Source organism: Streptomyces sp. NPDC050211, assembly GCF_040656035.1.
Taxonomy (GTDB): domain Bacteria; phylum Actinomycetota; class Actinomycetes; order Streptomycetales; family Streptomycetaceae; genus Streptomyces.
Map to the genome: position 1 here is coordinate 253,638 of NZ_JBFALC010000005.1, position 15,789 is coordinate 269,426.

Annotated in this window: 15 protein-coding genes; 12 read left to right on the plus strand and 3 right to left on the minus strand. The window is 70.3% G+C overall.

What is annotated here, in order from left to right; translation table 11 throughout:
* Nucleotides 1-4 precede the first annotated feature (4 nt).
* The 3 genes from AB0I98_RS08310 to AB0I98_RS08320 are packed head-to-tail and all read left to right on the plus strand — an operon-like array spanning nucleotide 5 to nucleotide 1,359.
* Nucleotides 5-424 carry a roadblock/LC7 domain-containing protein gene (locus AB0I98_RS08310; RefSeq protein ID WP_210579565.1) on the plus strand — a complete coding sequence of 140 codons (420 nt, stop codon included), beginning with the start codon at nucleotides 5-7 and terminating at the stop codon, nucleotides 422-424.
* 1 nt (nucleotide 425) lies between these two features.
* Nucleotides 426-785, plus strand: coding sequence for a DUF742 domain-containing protein (locus AB0I98_RS08315; RefSeq protein ID WP_362937106.1), 360 nt, complete (start codon nucleotides 426-428; stop codon nucleotides 783-785).
* Nucleotides 772-1,359, plus strand: coding sequence for an ATP/GTP-binding protein (locus AB0I98_RS08320; protein ID WP_362937108.1), 588 nt, complete (start codon nucleotides 772-774; stop codon nucleotides 1,357-1,359). The genes AB0I98_RS08315 and AB0I98_RS08320 overlap by 14 nt, the downstream gene beginning before the upstream one ends.
* A 10-nt stretch (nucleotides 1,360-1,369) precedes the next feature.
* Here AB0I98_RS08320 and AB0I98_RS08325 read toward each other — a convergent pair whose 3' ends face one another.
* Both AB0I98_RS08325 and AB0I98_RS08330 read right to left on the minus strand, forming a co-directional pair.
* Nucleotides 1,370-2,893 (minus strand): M81 family metallopeptidase, encoded by a 1,524-nt coding sequence (locus AB0I98_RS08325; RefSeq protein WP_362937111.1) that lies wholly within the window; start codon nucleotides 2,891-2,893, stop codon nucleotides 1,370-1,372.
* Nucleotides 2,894-2,978: 85 nt separating this feature from the next.
* Complete coding sequence (locus tag AB0I98_RS08330) at nucleotides 2,979-4,175, minus strand: ROK family transcriptional regulator (protein ID WP_362937114.1); 1,197 nt, start codon at nucleotides 4,173-4,175, stop codon at nucleotides 2,979-2,981.
* A 184-nt stretch (nucleotides 4,176-4,359) separates the two neighbouring features.
* On the opposite strand from AB0I98_RS08330, the gene AB0I98_RS08335 reads away from it, so the two are divergent.
* Genes AB0I98_RS08335 through AB0I98_RS08355 form a run of 5 tightly spaced genes read left to right on the plus strand, consistent with a single transcriptional unit; the run spans nucleotide 4,360 to nucleotide 10,489 of the window.
* Nucleotides 4,360-6,102 carry a peptide ABC transporter substrate-binding protein gene (locus AB0I98_RS08335; protein ID WP_362937117.1) on the plus strand — a complete coding sequence of 581 codons (1,743 nt, stop codon included), beginning with the start codon at nucleotides 4,360-4,362 and terminating at the stop codon, nucleotides 6,100-6,102.
* A 4-nt stretch (nucleotides 6,103-6,106) separates the two neighbouring features.
* Nucleotides 6,107-7,066 (plus strand): ABC transporter permease, encoded by a 960-nt coding sequence (locus AB0I98_RS08340; RefSeq protein WP_362937120.1) that lies wholly within the window; start codon nucleotides 6,107-6,109, stop codon nucleotides 7,064-7,066.
* Between the two features lie 35 nt (nucleotides 7,067-7,101).
* Nucleotides 7,102-7,953: an ABC transporter permease gene (locus tag AB0I98_RS08345; protein ID WP_362937172.1), complete on the plus strand. Its 852-nt coding sequence runs from the start codon at nucleotides 7,102-7,104 to the stop codon at nucleotides 7,951-7,953.
* Nucleotides 7,950-9,587, plus strand: coding sequence for an ABC transporter ATP-binding protein (locus AB0I98_RS08350; protein WP_362937123.1), 1,638 nt, complete (start codon nucleotides 7,950-7,952; stop codon nucleotides 9,585-9,587). The genes AB0I98_RS08345 and AB0I98_RS08350 overlap by 4 nt, the downstream gene beginning before the upstream one ends.
* Complete coding sequence (locus tag AB0I98_RS08355; RefSeq protein WP_362937125.1) at nucleotides 9,584-10,489, plus strand: ROK family protein; 906 nt, start codon at nucleotides 9,584-9,586, stop codon at nucleotides 10,487-10,489. The genes AB0I98_RS08350 and AB0I98_RS08355 overlap by 4 nt, the downstream gene beginning before the upstream one ends.
* Nucleotides 10,490-10,547: 58 nt before the next feature.
* Here AB0I98_RS08355 and AB0I98_RS08360 read toward each other — a convergent pair whose 3' ends face one another.
* Entirely contained in the window at nucleotides 10,548-11,474 is a 927-nt protein-coding gene (locus tag AB0I98_RS08360) for an ABC transporter substrate-binding protein (protein WP_362937127.1), read from the minus strand.
* A gap of 371 nt (nucleotides 11,475-11,845) precedes the next feature.
* Here AB0I98_RS08360 and AB0I98_RS08365 point away from each other — a divergent pair, with 371 nt between their 5' ends.
* From AB0I98_RS08365 to AB0I98_RS08380, 4 genes are read left to right on the plus strand one after another with little or no spacing between them, the layout of a single operon-like run.
* Nucleotides 11,846-14,203, plus strand: a complete 2,358-nt coding sequence (locus tag AB0I98_RS08365) for an ATP-binding protein (RefSeq protein ID WP_362937130.1) — start codon at nucleotides 11,846-11,848, stop codon at nucleotides 14,201-14,203.
* Nucleotides 14,200-14,676 (plus strand): roadblock/LC7 domain-containing protein, encoded by a 477-nt coding sequence (locus AB0I98_RS08370; protein WP_362937133.1) that lies wholly within the window; start codon nucleotides 14,200-14,202, stop codon nucleotides 14,674-14,676. The genes AB0I98_RS08365 and AB0I98_RS08370 overlap by 4 nt, the downstream gene beginning before the upstream one ends.
* A gap of 40 nt (nucleotides 14,677-14,716) precedes the next feature.
* A complete protein-coding gene (locus AB0I98_RS08375) occupies nucleotides 14,717-15,151 on the plus strand; it encodes a DUF742 domain-containing protein (protein ID WP_128376930.1) in 435 nt (144 codons plus the stop codon).
* Nucleotides 15,138-15,737 carry an ATP/GTP-binding protein gene (locus tag AB0I98_RS08380; protein WP_362937136.1) on the plus strand — a complete coding sequence of 200 codons (600 nt, stop codon included), beginning with the start codon at nucleotides 15,138-15,140 and terminating at the stop codon, nucleotides 15,735-15,737. The genes AB0I98_RS08375 and AB0I98_RS08380 overlap by 14 nt, the downstream gene beginning before the upstream one ends.
* Nucleotides 15,738-15,789 lie beyond the last annotated feature (52 nt).

Genomic DNA, 15,789 nt, shown 5'->3' on the forward strand with positions numbered 1-15,789 from the left:
CGCCATGACACGCCCCACACCCGCCACCCACACCCAGCTCGACCAGCTGCTCACCGGACTCGTGGAGCGGGTCGCCGAGGTGAACCACGCCGTCGTGCTCTCCGAGGACGGGCTGGTCGTCAGCAAGTCCACCGGGTTTCTGCGCGACGACGCCGAACGGCTGGCGGCGACGGCGTCGGGCCTGATGAGCCTCAGCAAGGGCGTCAGCATGGACTTCCGCGGCGGCCCGGTGCGTCAGGCGCTGATCGAGATGGCGCACAGCTATCTGATCCTCACCTCCGCGGGCCCGGGCGCCCATCTCGTCGTCCTCACCAGCCAGGGCGCGGACGTCGGTGTGGTGGCGTACCAGATGAACATGCTGGTGAAGAAGATCGGCGAGCACCTGAGCGCGGCGCCGCGGGCCAATGTCGGTCCTGGCGCGTGAGGTGGCCGGAGAAGACTCGACGGGCCGGCTGGTACGGCTCTTCGCCCTGACCGGCGGACGGACGCGGCCCAGCCGCGGCGACTTCACGCTGATCACGACGGTCACCGCGGTGGATCCGCCGCCGGCGCGGGCGCCCCGCCCGCAGCCGGAGCAGGCCCGGATCCTGCGCCGGTGCGGGAAGCCGATCGCCGTGGCGGAGCTGGCGGCCCATCTCGACCTGCCGGTGAGCGTCGTCGTCATCATGCTGTGCGATCTGCTGGAGGCGGGCCTGATCACCGCCCACCCGCCGCACCCCGTCTCCCCCCGTTCCCCGGACCTGGACCTGCTGAAGAAAGTGAGGAACGGCCTTGGCCGGCTCTGAGCCCGCCGCCACGGCGACAGCGCCACCCGACACGGTCAAGATCCTGATCGCCGGGGGCTTCGGCGTCGGCAAGACCACCATGGTGGGGTCGGTCAGCGAGATCGTCCCGCTGCGCACCGAGGAACCGCTGACCGTGACGGGCCTGGGCATCGACGACCTCGACGGCATCGAGGAGAAGCGGGCCACCACCGTGGCCCTGGACTTCGGCCGGATCACCATCAGCCGGGAGCTGGTGCTGTATCTGTTCGGTACGCCCGGCCAGCAGCGGTTCTGGTTCATGTGGAACGACCTCGCCATCGGCGCCCTGGGCGCGGTGGTCCTGATCGACGTCCGCCGTCCCGAGTCCAGCTTCGCCGCGATCGACTTCTTCGAGCGCCGCGGCATCCCCTTCGTCGTGGGAGTGAACGGCTTCTACGGCGCACACCCCTACCCGCCCGAGGACATCCGGGACGCCCTGGCACTGCCGGAGCACGTCCGCGTGCTGCTGTGCGACGCGCGGGAGCGGGAGTCGTGCCGGGACGTACTGATCGCGCTGATCGACCAGTTGATCGCCGACGCCGTCGAGGCCGACTAGGGCAGCGGTCTCACTCGTCGGGACCCGTGAGCGGCTGGTCGGAGGGGACGACGATCCGGGCCGTGAGGTCCGGGTCGGGCATGTCCGCGTCGAAGGGGAACAGCGGGCGGCGTACGCGGTGGTGACCGAGGCGCGGGAGGTCCTGGTCGACGCCGCCCGGGGTGAGGGCCATCTTCCAGTCCGCCGACATCGCGAACAGCTCCGGTTCCAGATAGCCGATCTTGACGATGACCACGTCCGCGGCCCGGGGGTTCAAGTCCAGGTCGGTGAAGTCGTGTTCATGGTGGTACGGCTTGCGCAGCCGGGTCAGGATCACATGCACGCTCCCCACCCGCAGGACGACCTCCACCTCCGCGTCCCGGTCGCCGTGCCGGATCGCGTGGACCACGCCGGTCAGGGTGAGCGGGCCCGCATGGCGGTCGTCGACCTCGGCGCCCGCGGTGACGGTGACCGTGGCGCCGACGCCCGCCTCGATCGCCGTGTCCACCGCTGCCGGGCCCGGCAGTGAGGCGTAGAGGACCGTCGGGCCGCCCGGGTCCTCGAACTCCGGGCGGGCCAGGACCCGTTCGAGCCCCCAGGTGACGTCGCCGGCGCCGCCCGCCGTCGGATTGTCGCCGGTGTCGCTGATGAAGTACGGGCGTGCGGCCGACGCCAGCGCCTCGTCGAGGCACTCGTCGAGCGTTCCCGTCGGCGCGACGAACGCGAACTCCCGTCGCGCCGCCCAGAATCCGCGGGCCAGCCGCTGAGCGCCCGCGGTCACCGCGGGCCCGGACGGTCCGGTGACGACGACCGCGGCCCGGTTGCGCGGCTCGTCCGCCCACGCGTAGCCGACCCAGATCGCCGCGTCCGTCACGCCCTCGGTCGCCTCGACCTCCGCCACCGCCGCGTACACGCTCTTCGCGGGTTCGATACGGGTCGAGGTCTGCTCTCCGGCGAGCAGCACCGGCACCGGGATCCACGCCTTGACCGGGCGGGGCGCACCGCTGCGCAGCAGGTCGACGAGGTTGCGGGCGGCGCGTTCCTTCGTCTCCATGGCGTCCTCGTGCGGGGCCATGCGGTAGCAGGTGATCAGGTCGGAGCGGTGGACCAGGTCGCGGGAGACGTTGCCGTGCAGGTCCATGGAGGTCGAGACGAGGACGTCGGAACCGATCACGTCACGGATGCGCGCCAGTAGCACGGCCTCGGCGTCGTCCAGTCCCTCGACCGTCATCGCGCCGTGGATGTCGTACCAGAGGCCCTCCACCGGACCCAACTCCCTTAGCCGTTCGATGAGTTCACCGGACAACTCGTCGAACGCGGCAGCCGTCACCGTACCGCCCGGCAGCGCCTTGCCGACCAGTGCGCCACGCCAGTCGGCGGCTGAGCGCAGGGGCTCTCCCGGTGCGAGGAACGGGTAGCGCGTCAAGACGTCGGCGCCGCGCTGCGGGTGGAAGGCGGGGGCCTCGGTGCGGGCGGGCGAGAACGTCGAGGACTCGATGCCGAGTCCGGCGACGGCGATGACGGGACGCGGGGTGGGGTGACGGGGGTCGGACATGGATCGGTTCCTCCGGGGTGTCGGTCGGTGGTTCGTGTCCCGATGTCAGGGGCGGGCTCCGGATGTCACAGCCGGGCTCCTGACGTCACGCATGGACTCCCGTGGCGGCGTGCAGCGCATGGGCGAGCGCCCGCTGGAGTGCGAACTGCCCCGCGCCGACCAGGCCGGCGTCGGCGCCGAGGCTGGCGCGTTCGATGGCGAGGTGCTCGGTCACCAGCGGATGGCAGCCCTCGTAGAGCTGGCTACGGACGGCGGCGACGAACGGTTCCAGCGTGGAGAGGATGCCGCCGAGGTACACCGCGTCAGGGTTGAAGAAGTTGACGTTGGCGGCGAGCACCATGCCGAGGTAACGGCCCGCCTGCCGGACCGCGCGCGTCGCCTCGGGATCGGCGTCGGTGGCGAGCCGTACGACGTCCTCGGTGGAGTCGACGTCGAGGCCGCGTTCCCGCAGGATGCGCACCAGCGCGGCGCCCGAGGCCACCGTCTCCAGGCAGCCGGTGTTGCCGCAGGAGCAGGGGATGTCGTGGGCGGCCTCGACCCGGACATGGGTGATCTCGCCCGCGGCGCCGGACCCGCCGCGGTAGAGCCGGCCGTCGGCGATGACGCCCGCGCCGATCGCGGTGCCGGTCTTGACCATGATCGACTGGCGGCGTTCCGGGGGCTGGACCGTGTGCTCGCCGACGGCCATGCAGTTGGCGTCGTTCTCGATGGCGCCCGGGACGCCGAAGTGGTCCTCCAGCCAAGAGCGGACGGGAAAACGGTTCCAGCCGGGCATCCGGGACGGGAGCGTGACCACGCCGGAGACGACGTCGACCGGGCCGGGGAGGGAGAGGCCGACGCCGCGCAGCAGGTGCCGTCCGTGCCGGTCGGCGAGGGACTCAAGGGTCTCGGCCAGTCCGGGCAGCGCCGACTCGGGGCCGTCGGCCGTGGGGAAGGGCACGGTGGAGACGTCGGTGAGGCCGCCGCCGGGCAGGACCACGCCGACATGGGCGTGCCGGCCGCCGAGTTCGGCGGCGACCGCGAATCCGTCGCTGCCGCCGAGGCGCAGCACCTTCTGCGGGCGGCCGCCGTTCGAGGAGCGGGTGCCCTCCTCGGCGACCAGTCCGTGGGCGACGAGCTGGCCGACGGTGAGCGAGATCGTCGAGGGGGCGGCGCCGAGCAGTCCGGCCAGCTCGGTGCGGGTGGACGCCTGCCCGGAGGCGAGCAGTTCGAGGACGCGTTCGGCGAGTGCGGAGACGCCGCCCGTGGCGGTCCGACGGTGCGGCACGCTTTTTTCAGGCATGGAGTGAGTTACTTCCGTCCCGGGGGTGCGAGGCGACGAGCGTAAGGCCGTACGACCGCTTCGTGACTTTTTTCAGAACAGCAGAAACAGGCTTTTTACAGCAGCGCGTCTGTTTCTTCGCCACTGGCGGTCGTTGACTGGCTCCCGCCACCCAGCCTTCGCTTTTTTCACGCCGAGGAGAGCCATGTCCCCCGCTCGCACGAGGCTTGTCGCCGGTGCCGTCGTCTCCGCGAGCACGCTGCTGCTCGCGGGCTGCTCCGGGGCGAGCGACAGCCCGTCCGCGTCACGCGACGCCATCAACTACGCGCTGCCCGCGAACTTCACGCCGAACTGGATCCTGCCGATCGGCACGGCCGCGCATCTGAACACCAACAACCGCTCCATCGCGGACAGTCTGTGGGAGCGGCTCGTCGCCTACGACGGTTCCACCGGCAAGATCGCCTGGAACAAGAAGGCGTCCATCGCCACCGCAGCCGACTTCGCCGCCGACGGAAAGAGCGTCACCATCACGCTCGGCGACCGGCATTGGAGCGACGGCAAGCCCATCACCTCGCGCGATGTCCAGTTCTGGTTCGACCTCATCAAGGCGAACAAGGCGGAGTGGGCGGGCTATACGCCGGGCCAGGCGCCGGACACCTGGACGTCCTTCAAGACCGTCGACGACCGCCACTTCACGATCACGTTCGACCGGGCCTACAACTCCCAGTGGATGCTGGCCAACGAGCTGAGCGAGATCACACCGCTGCCGCAGCACGCCTGGGACAAGGGCGGCGACGCCAAGCAGGTGTGGAAGAACCTCAACGACGCCGCGAAGAACATCTCCGGCTACGCGAGCGACCCGCTCTGGAAGGTCATCAGCGGCCCGTACTCGGTGAAGTCCTTCTCGACCTCCGGCAAGGTCGTCCTCACCGCGAACAAGAAGTACGACGGCGGCGAGAAGCCCGGCATCTCCACGGTCAACCTGCTGCCCTTCACCACCGCGGACGCCGAGAAGAACGCACTGCGCTCGGGCAGTGTCGACTACGGCTACATCGAGGCGACCGACCTCGACCAGAAGGAGAGCTTCACCGCGCAGGGCTACGAGGTGAACCCGTGGTCGGGCTGGGCGATCACCTATATGCCGTACAACTTCAACAACCCGGCGATGGGCGCGGTGTTCAAGCAGCTGTACGCCCGGCAGGCCGTGCAGCACTCGATCGACCAGGCGAGTCTGGCGAAGGTCGTCTTCAACGGCACGGCGGTCGCCGGATACGGCCCCATCCCGCAGGGACAGGCCTCCGACTTCGTCGCACCGGAGCAGAAGAACAACCCGTATCCGTTTTCCACGGACACGGCGCGCACCCTCCTCACCGAACACGGCTGGACCGAGCAGGGCGGCGTCATGACCTGCACCGATCCGGCGAAGTGCGGCGAAGGCATCGCCAAGGGAACGAAGTTCGAGATGCAGGTGCTGTCGCAGTCCGGCTCGACGGTGACGGACAACATGATGAGCGCGATCCAGTCCTCGCTCGCGAAGACCGGCATCAAGTTCTCCATCAAGACCGCCCCCGTCAACTCGGTGCTGTCGCAGACCCCGCAGTGCACGTCGGACCAGCCGATCTGCAAGTGGCAGCTGTCCTTCTTCGGTACGGCGGGCAGCTGGTACTTCAACGCCTTCCCGACCGGCGACTCGCTCTTCCAGACCAAGGGCGGCTCGAACTTCGGCAACTACTCCAACCCCGACGTCGACAAGCTCATCTCCGCCTCCACGACGTCGAGTTCGAACCAGGCGATCCAGGACTACAGCGCGGCCCTGGCCAAGGACCTGCCGGTGATCTGGCTGCCGGAGCCGGTCTACCAGGTCTCGGTCGTCAAGAACGGTCTCGGCGGCTTCTCCCAGGACTCGCTCGCCAACTTCCACCCGGCGCAGTGGAAGTGGACCAGCTGACCCCATGGACACCGTTCTCTTCCTGACCCGTCGGCTTCTCCAGGCCCTGGCCGTCATCCTGATCGTCACGATCGTCGTCTTCTGTCTGCTGCACGCACTGCCCGGGGGTCCCGCACGCGGGATCCTCGGCCCGCAGGCGACGGCCGAGCAGATCGCCGCGTTCAACCACGAACAGGGCCTGGACCGCTCGCTGCCCGTCCAGTACGCCTACTACCTGGGCAATCTGCTCCAGGGCGACCTCGGCACCTCGTTCACCCTCAATGAAGCGGTCTCCCGGCTGATCGAGCAACGCCTGCCGAAGACCCTGGTGCTGACCGTGCTGTCCGCACTGGTCGGGCTGCTGCTCGCGGTCCCGCTCGGGATGTGGCAGGCGGTGCGGCGCAACAAGCCGACGGACTACGTCATCACCACGCTGAGCTTCGTCGCGTACTCGACGCCTGTCTACTTCCTCGGTCTCGTGCTGATCCTGCTCTTCACCCAGACCCTGCGCTGGTTCCCCTCCCAGGCGCCCCAAGGGGACACGCTGGCCCAGGTGTTCGCGGATCCGGCCGCGCTGGTGCTTCCGGTGGTCACGGGTGCGGCCTCGATGGTGGCCGTGTTCAGCCGGTACATGCGGGGGGCGACGCTGGAGAACCTCTCCGAGGACTACGTCCGCACCGCGCGGGCGGGTGGTGCGCGGCAGCGGGCGATTCTCTTCCGGCATGTGTTGCGGAACTCTCTGACTCCGGTGGTGGCGATGCTCGGGTACTACGTGCCGGTGCTGTTCGGCGGTGCGCTGGTTGTCGAGCAGCTGTTCAACTACCCCGGGATGGGGCTGCTGTTCTGGAGTGCGGCGCAGTCCTCGGACTATCCGGTGTTGCTGGGGTGCGTTCTTGTCATTTCTGTGGCGACGGTTGTGGGGTCGTTGCTTGCGGATGTCGTTCAGCGGGTTGTGGATCCGCGGGTGAAGGTGGGTGGGGTGTGACGACGGGTGGTACTCAGGCCGCGGGTCGGTGGGGGCTGGTCGCGCAGTTCCCCGCGCCCCTGGGGGGTCGACGCTTCGTTCGCAACAAGCTTGCCGTCGGAGGGCTCATCGTCGTCGTCCTCTTCCTGCTCTTCTGTTTCGTCGGTCCGTTGGTGTACTCCACCGACCAGACCCACACCGACCTCACCCAGGTCAATCTCCCGCCCGGCGCCGATCATTGGCTCGGTACCGATGCCGTTGGGCACGACGAGCTCGGGCGGCTGATGTACGGCGGGCAGGTGTCGCTGCTTGTCGGACTGGCGGCCGGGGTCCTCGCTACCGTGATCGGCACGCTGTGGGGGGCGGTCGCGGGGTATGCGGGCGGCTGGGTGGACGCGGTGATGATGCGGGTCGTGGACGCGGGGATCGCCATCCCGGCGCTGTTCATCCTGCTGGTGGTCTCGGCGATCACGACGCCGGACACGGTCGGTCTGATCGTCGTGCTCGGTCTGGTGTCCTGGCTGGTTCCGTCCCGGCTGGTGCGGGCGGAAACGCTGACGCTCAAGAACCGTGACTACGTCCTGACGCTGCGCGCGACCGGCGGTACGCACGGCCGGGCCATCGTCCGGCACATCCTGCCGGGCTCCGTGTCGACGATCGTCGTCGCGGCCACGTTCCAGGTCGCCGACGCGATCCTGCTCGTCGCGTATGTGTCGTATCTCGGCCTGGGCGTCCAGCCGCCCGCGACGGACTGGGGCGGCATGCTGTCGGCCGGTCTGACGGCGGCGTACTCGGACCGCTGGTGGCTGATCGTGCCGCCCGGCGTCGCGATCATCCTCGTCGTCTGCGCGTTCAACGCGATCGGCGACGGGCTGCGCGACGCCTTCGACGTGAAGGGACGCGGATGAGCGGCATTCTCGACATCGAGCATCTGGACGTGACGTTCTCCACCGACACCGGTGACGTGCCCGCGGTATGTGACATATCACTGTGCGTACGGCCGGGTGAGACCCTCGCCCTCGTCGGGGAGTCCGGTTCCGGCAAGTCGACGGTGGCGCTGGCGGCGATGGGGCTGCTGCCGAGCACCGCCCGGACATCGGGCCGGGTGACCATCAACGGCACGGACGTCGTCAGCGCTTCCGAAACCGAACTCGCCCGGCTGCGCGGCCGTACCGCGTCCATGGTCTTCCAGGAGCCCGCGACCGCCCTCGATCCGCTGACCCGCGTCGGTAGGCAGATAGCGGAAGTCGTACGCAACCACCGTCCCGTCTCCGCCAAGGAGGCGGCCCGCGAGGCGGTCGAGCTGCTGCGTCGGGTCGGCATTCCCGAGCCGGAGCGGCGGGCGTCGGCGTTTCCGTTCCAGTTGTCGGGCGGGCAGCGGCAGCGGGTGGTCATCGCCATGGCGATCGCCAACTCACCGGACCTGCTGATCGCGGACGAGCCGACCACCGCGCTGGACGTCACCGTGCAGGCCGAGATCCTCGATCTGCTACGGGAGTTGGCGGCCGACTCGGGTACCGGCGTGCTGCTGGTCACGCACAACATGGGCGTGGTCGCCGACTTCGCCGACCGGGTCGCCGTGATGCTGCGGGGCGAGATCGTGGAGACGGGGCCGGTGGAGGACGTACTGCTGCGGCCGGCGCACGAGTACACACGGCGGCTGCTGGCGGCGGTGCCGAGGCTCGCGGTGACCGAGCCCGATGAGGTGAAGGCTCCGGTGGAGGCAGGCGCGGCGGTGGTCGAACTCCGGGACGTGACCGTCGACTTCGGTCGCGGACGTCGTGGCGTACGGGCTCTTGAGGATGTGTCGGTCACGGTCGGGGCGGGCGAGACGGTGGGGCTGGTCGGCGAGTCGGGGTCCGGGAAGTCGACGGCCGCCCGGGTGGCGCTCGGCCTGGTCCCGCCCGCCTCCGGTTCGGTCGCCCTGTTCGGCACCGACCTGGGCCGGACGAAGGGGCGGGCGCGCCGGGCCCTGCTGTCCGGGATCGGCCTGGTGCTCCAGGATCCCGTGGCCTCGCTGGACGCCCGGATGAGCGTCGCGGAGTGCGTGGCCGAGCCGCTGCGGGTGCATCGCCGGGGCATGACGGCCGCCGAACGGCGGGCCCGGGTCGCGGACGTACTCGAACTCGTCCGGCTGCCCAGCAAGTTGATGCAGCGGGGTCCGCGTGAGCTGTCCGGCGGGCAGCGGCAGCGGGTGAGTCTCGCCCGGGCCCTGGTGCTGGAGCCTCGGCTGCTGGTGGCGGACGAGCCGACCAGCGCGCTCGATGTGAGTGTGCAGCGGACGGTTCTCGAGGTGATCGCCGAGTTGCAGGCCGAGTTGGGCTTCGCCTGTCTGTTCGTGTCGCACGATCTGGCGGTGGTGCAGGAGTTCGCGGGGCGGGTCGTCGTGATGCGGGCGGGGCGGGTGGAGGAGCAGGGGCCGACCATGTCGACGCTGCTGCGTCCGGAGACCGAGTACACGCGCCGGCTCATCGCGGCGGTCCCCGTGCCGGATCCGGTGCTGCAACGGCAGCGCAGGGCCGCACTCGGAGCCGGCGCGTGACGGCGGTCGCCGGTATCGACATCGGCGGGACGACCACCCAGGTGGTGCTGTGCGCACCGGATCTCGGCGTCCTCGACCGTCTCGGGGTGCCGACGCCCGCGGCCGAGGGCGGTACGGCGATGATCGGCGCCGCGCTCGACGCGCTACGGCTGCTGCTCGACCGTACGCCCGCGAAGTTGCTCGGCGTCGGGGTCGGCGCCGCGGGTGTCGTGGACGCGCGGGCCGGGCGGATCCTGGTCGCGAGCGATTCCTTCCGGGGCTGGGCGGGATTCGCGGTGACGGCGGCGGTCGAACGGGCACTGGATGTCCCGGCGTTCCTCGACAACGACGTCAACGCCTTCCTGCGCGGGGAGGTCGCCAAGGGCGCGGCCGTGGGCGGGACCCATGTCCTCGGGATGACCCTCGGCACCGGGGTCGGCGGGGCGCTGTGGCTGGACGGTGCGCTGTACGACGGCCCGCGCGGCGCGGCCGGCGAGATCGGCCACGTTCCCGGCTTCGGCGACCTGCCGTGCACCTGCGGTGGCCGGGGTCACCTGGAGACCGTGGCCTCGGGCCGGGCGATCGCCGCGCGGTACGGCGCCCGCACGGCCCGCGAGGTGGCCCAGGCCGCCCACCGGGGCGACCCCGACGCGCTCGCCGCGTACGAGGCGGCGGGTACGGCGGTGGCCCGGGCGCTGCTGATCGCCGCGGGCCTGCTGGACATCACCACCTGCGTGATCGGCGGCGGAGTCGCCCGCACCTGGCCCCTCCTCGACCCGTCGATCCGCACCGCCCTCGCCGCCGAACCCCCCGTCAGCGGCCACCCCCTCCACGTCCTGCCCGCCCGCCTGGGCGAGGACGCGGCGGCAATTGGCGCGGCGGCCCGGGCGGGAGCGGAACTCGGGGTGGGCACGCCGGTGTAGGCCAACCACAACGCGGGTGCCCCTCGGACAGGGACACCCGCGCTATGAGTCAACCGGGTCAGCTCAGGCCGGCCGTCTTCAGCCAGGTCTTGGCGACGTCCAGCGGGTCCTTGTTCTCGAGCTGGACCTGGGAGTCCAGCTCGAGGAGGGTCTTGGTGTCCAGCTTGGCGGAGACCGCGTTGAGGGCGGCGACGCCCTCCTCGGAGAGGCCGGACTTGTAGACGAGCGGCGTCACGTTGGCGAAGCCGAAGAGGTTCTTCGGGTCCTGGAGGACGACGAACTTCTCCTTGGTGATGTTCGGGTCGGTGGTGAAGATGTCCGCGGCCTGCACGGTGTTCTTCTTCAGCGCCGCCGTGGTCAGCGGGCCGCCCGCGTCGAGCGCCTTGAAGGACTTGAACTCCAGACCGTATACGTCCTTCAGGCCGAGCAGGCCCTGCTGACGGGTCTGGAACTCGGGCGAACCGCCGATCACCATCTCGGGCGCGACGTCCTTGATGTCCTCGAGGGTGGACGACGCGGTGAGGTTGTACTTCTTGGCGGTCTCCGCGTTCACCGACACGGAGTCCTTGTCCTCGGCGGGCGAGGGCTCGAGGAGCGTCAGCTTGGAGTCGAGCTTGGCCTTCACCGCGGAGCCGACGGCCTCGATGGACTTCTGCTCCGCCTTCGGGTCCAGGTACGCCAGCAGGGAGCCGTTGTACTCGGGCAGGACGGTGATGGAACCGTTCTTGAGCAGGCCGTAGGTCGTCTCACGGCTGCCGATGTTCGGCTTGTACTCGACCTTGATGCCCTTGGCCTTGAGCGCCTCGCCGTAGATGTCGGCGAGCAGGATGCTCTCGGCGAAGTTGTTCGAGCCGACGACGACCGTGTTGCCGTCCGCCTTGTCTTCCGTCAGCGGGTTGGATTCGTCGGCGGAGTCGGAGCCGCATCCGGCAACGAGCGCCGCCACTGCTGCGAGGGCGACCGCGGCCGCGCGGGGGTGTCGCATGCTGGACCAGCTGCTCTTCACGGTAGAAGTCACGATTCCCGTTCCGGGGCTCAGAGAGTGGATGACCTTCATCTGATCCAATCCAGCCACTTCTTGGTCAGTCAAGTGCAGCCGGGTCACCAATTGGCTTCGATGCGTACCCGATCGTGAAGATAACGGGGAGGATCCGGCAGGGAGCCGCACTCAGGTTGTAACGGATTCTTGACTCAGGGTGCGGAGCAACCGCTTCCGAAGAGCCTGTAGTCTCGCCGCAGTTGGCGAAGCACAGCGATGTGCAGGCGCCGCTCCGCTCACATCCCAAACCAGCCAGAGTCGATCAGAGACGGTCACGTGCGTTCCCGCGCCGTGCGACACCCCACGAAGGAGGCCTGGTGTCCACGAACGAGGTGGGCCTAAGGCGCTTCGCCGACCGCTGGCCGTTCAGGCGCAAGCTCAACGTACTGGTCGGCGTGCCGCTCGCCGTGGTCGCCGTACTGCTGGCGTATCTCTTCACCGACCAGGTCGGCCAGGCCCGGGACGCGGCCGACGCTGCCCGGCTGGTGCGGGACAGCGCCCAGGTCGCGGAGCTGGCCGACCGGGTGAACGCCGAGCACCAGCAGGCGATCCTGCTGTCCGTGCGGTTCGAGGCCACCGAGTCCGGCGCCCGGCCCGGTATCACCGCCTACCGCAAGGCGCAGTCCGCGGTGGACCAGCAGGTCGAGACGGTACGCGACACCTTCGGCGACCGGCTGCCGGACACCGAGGCGCAGGCCCTGAAGGAGATCAACGGCCTGTCCAGCCTGCGGGCGACGATCGAGCAGGGCTATCTGCCCGCCGACAACATCGACCCCGCCTACACCAACGCCGCCAAGGCCGTCATCGACGGCCTCGGACTCGACCGCAACCCGTCCCTCGCCGCCACCTTCACCGGCAATCTGCTGGACTCCCTGCTGCGCGCCGACGCCGCCCACAGCGCCTTCGAGACCAGCGTGTTCTCGGCGCGGACCGGTGACTCCAACGCGCTCATCGAGTTCATCGCGGCGGTCGGCAACTACGAGCTGTACACGCACCAGGCCGAGCGCTTCGCCCGGTTCGCCACCGAGGCGCAGGCCGACGAGCTGAGCGGCATCGAGCACAACACCGCCCAGGCCGAGATCATCCGGCACTACGCCGAGCTGCAGATCGACCCCAGCGGACTGCAGGCCAGTTCACCGGCGGAGATCCGCGCCGCGTTCACCGAGGCCCTCGACGGCTACCCCGACTACCGCGCGCAGTCCCAGACCCGGCTGAAGATCACCTCCTCGCTCATCGACCAGATCGCCGACCGCGCCGACAACGCCTCCAACGACGCCTGGTGGAACGCCGCCTGGCTGCTGGGCCTGGCGCTGCTCGGCTTCGCGCTCTGGCTGGCCCTGTCCGTTGCGGTGCGCCGCTCGGTGGTCCGCCCGGTGCAGGCCCTCACCGGCGCCGCGCAGGAGGTCGCCGAGGTCGCCGGTCGCGAACTCGCCCGGGTCGCCGACGACGACACCGAGGACGACGGCCCGCCCCTGTTGCGGGACATCCCGGTCACCGCACGCGACGAGATCGGCGACCTCGCCGAGGCCTTCAACCACGTACAGACCACCGCCGCCGCGCTGCTGGAGCGCCAGGTGCTCAGCCGCCGCAACACCGCCGAGATGTTCGGCAACGTCGGCCGCCGGGTCAGCAACCTCACCACCCGCCAGCTGGCGCTCATCGACGCCGTCGAGCGCGGCGAGACCGACCCGGCGCTGCTCGAACGCCTCTACTCCATCGACCACATCGCGGTCCGGCTGCGCCGCAACGCGGACAGCCTGATGCTGCTGGCCGGCATCCGCGAGACCGTCCTCGACGCGGGCCCCACCACGCTCACCACCGTCGTACGGGCCGCGCTCGGCCAGATCGAGGGCTTCCAGCGGGTACGGCTCGACGCGCACACCGATGTGATGGTGGAGCCCGACATCATCGGCGACCTCACGCTGATGGTGGCCGAACTCCTGGAGAACGCCGTGTCGTTCTCGCCGGCGGGCAGCCCGGTCGAGGTGACCCTGCACACCGGTGACGACGGCGGCGCGTCGATCGTGATCGCCGACCACGGCCTGGGCATGAGCGCCGAGCGGCTGGCCGAGGAGAACGCCCGGCTGATCCGCCGTGAGCGGCTCGACCTCGTCCCGACGAAGGTGCTCGGCCTGTTCGTGGTGGGTACGCTGGCGCGCCGCTGGTCGGTCGGCATCACGCTGACCCGGACGCCGGGCGGCGGAGTGACCGCCGAGGTGGCCATCCCGTCGTCGCTGCTGCTCTCGATGAGCGCGCTGGCCCCGGCGCCCGCGACTCCCGCCGTGGCGGCGGCGTCCGGCCCGCGCCCGTCCGCCGCGGCGGCACCGGGCGACGCCGCCCCGCTCCCCCGCCGGGTACCCAAGCGGGAGGCGGCCGGCACCGAGGACGACAAGCCCGTGATCCCGAAGCCACGGGGCGAGGACGCGGCCGACGACGCCCAGGCCTCCCGCCCGCTCCGCCGCCGCGTCCGCGGAGCGACGCTCCGTACGACCGTCGGCGACACCACCGCCGAGACCGCTCGCCCTGCCGCACCCCCCGCCGACGCGGACGCCGTCCGCAGCGCGCTGGAGGAGTTCGAGGCGGCCGTGGAGCAGGCGCACCGGGACAGCGCGAGCGGTCCGGACCCGAAGACTTCGCAGGACCAGAACCACCTCCCGGAAGGAGCGGAGCAGTGAGCACGTCGACAGGTGACACTCCCACGGGAGGGGCCACGCCCGACGAACTGCGGGCCGCAGCAGCCGACTTCACCTGGCTGCTCAACCGTTTCGCCACCGAGACCGCGGGTGTCGTCGACGCCATCGCGGTCTCCTCCGACGGTCTGCTGATCGCGGTGGCGCAACTACGGGAGCGGGCGCACTCCGAGCGGCTGGCCGCGATCGTCTCCGGCCTCACCAGCCTGGCCGCCGGCGCCTCCGGCAACTACGGCCTGGGCGCCCTGAACAAGGTCATCATCGACCTGGAGGGCGGCCATGTCCTGGTCTCCGCGATCGGCAGCGGCGCCGTGCTCGGCGTGGTCGCCGACAAGGAGGCCAAGCTGGGCAACATCGCGTACGAGATGACGCTGTTCGCCAACCGGGCCGGTGGCGCGCTCAGCCCCCAGCTCGTGCTGGAACTGAAGAACACCGTCGGCGTTCCGTCGTCGGGTTGACCGGGCACCGCCCGGCCGAGGAACAAGAGGACACAGACCCATGGCGGACGGCCGTACGCCGAACGGTGCCGACGAGGGCGGCTCCCCGGACCGGGTGGGCCCCGCCCCCGCGGTACGGCCGTTCCTGGTCACCGCCGGCCGGGTGGCGCCGACCTCGTCCGGGCGGACGATGCCCGTCGAGACCCAGGTGGTGGCCACCGCCGAAGGCCTCGACGCGCTCGACCGGCTCTCCTTCGAACAGCACGACATCATCGCCGCCTGCCGGCAGCCGCAGTCCATCGCGGAGATCGCGGCCCGGCTGCGGCTGCACCTCAACGTGGTCCGTATCCTCTCCGAGGACCTGCGGGCCGCAGGGCAGTTGACGGTGTACGTGCCCAACACCGACGCAACCCACGACTCATCCGTCCTGCGCAGGGTTATCGATGGCCTCCGTGCCATCCCCGACTCCCGGGGGGTTCTCCGTGACACCGACTGAACCGGTCGCCGGCGGCGCAGCTGCGCAGACCGCCGTCCGACCGCCGCTGCCGGTGAAGATGGTGATCGCGGGCGGATTCGGCGTGGGCAAGACCACCGCGGTCGGCTCGATCTCCGAGATCGAGCCGCTGACCACCGAGGCCGCGATCACCGAGGTCGCCGCGGGCGTGGACGACCTCTCCCACACGCCCCGCAAGACCACGACCACGGTCGCCATGGACTTCGGGTGCATCACCATCGACCCGACCCTGAAGCTGTATCTGTTCGGCACGCCCGGGCAGGACCGGTTCGGGTTCATGTGGGACGACATCGTCGAGGGCGCGATCGGTGGGCTGGTCATCGTCGACACCCGTCGCCTCGACGACTGTTACGCCGCCGTCGACTACTTCGAGCACAAGCAGATTCCGTTCGCGGTCGCCGTCAACGCGTTCGACGGCAAGGTCGAGCACGAACTGGACGAGGTCCGCTGGGCGCTCGATGTCTCCGACCGTGTTCCTGTCGTCGTCTTCGACGCGCGGGAGCGGGGCTCTGTGCGGGACGCTCTGCTGGTTGTGCTGGAACTGGCGCTGGCCCGTAGCGAGGGGTGAGCAGGGTTTCGTGGGTGGCTGCGGGCCGGTGGGGGCTGGTCGCGCAGTTCCC

What these genes read in the sequence shown, in the direction of transcription:
- AB0I98_RS08310 (WP_210579565.1), top strand. Translation starts at nt 5, where the DNA reads ATGACACGCCCCACACCCGCCACCCACACCCAGCTCGACCAGCTGCTC.
- AB0I98_RS08325 (WP_362937111.1), bottom strand. Translation starts at nt 2,893, where the DNA reads ATGTCCGACCCCCGTCACCCCACCCCGCGTCCCGTCATCGCCGTCGCC.
- AB0I98_RS08330 (WP_362937114.1), bottom strand. Translation starts at nt 4,175, where the DNA reads ATGCCTGAAAAAAGCGTGCCGCACCGTCGGACCGCCACGGGCGGCGTC.
- AB0I98_RS08335 (WP_362937117.1), top strand. Translation starts at nt 4,360, where the DNA reads ATGTCCCCCGCTCGCACGAGGCTTGTCGCCGGTGCCGTCGTCTCCGCG.
- AB0I98_RS08340 (WP_362937120.1), top strand. Translation starts at nt 6,107, where the DNA reads ATGGACACCGTTCTCTTCCTGACCCGTCGGCTTCTCCAGGCCCTGGCC.
- AB0I98_RS08350 (WP_362937123.1), top strand. Translation starts at nt 7,950, where the DNA reads ATGAGCGGCATTCTCGACATCGAGCATCTGGACGTGACGTTCTCCACC.
- AB0I98_RS08360 (WP_362937127.1), bottom strand. Translation starts at nt 11,474, where the DNA reads ATGCGACACCCCCGCGCGGCCGCGGTCGCCCTCGCAGCAGTGGCGGCG.
- AB0I98_RS08375 (WP_128376930.1), top strand. Translation starts at nt 14,717, where the DNA reads ATGGCGGACGGCCGTACGCCGAACGGTGCCGACGAGGGCGGCTCCCCG.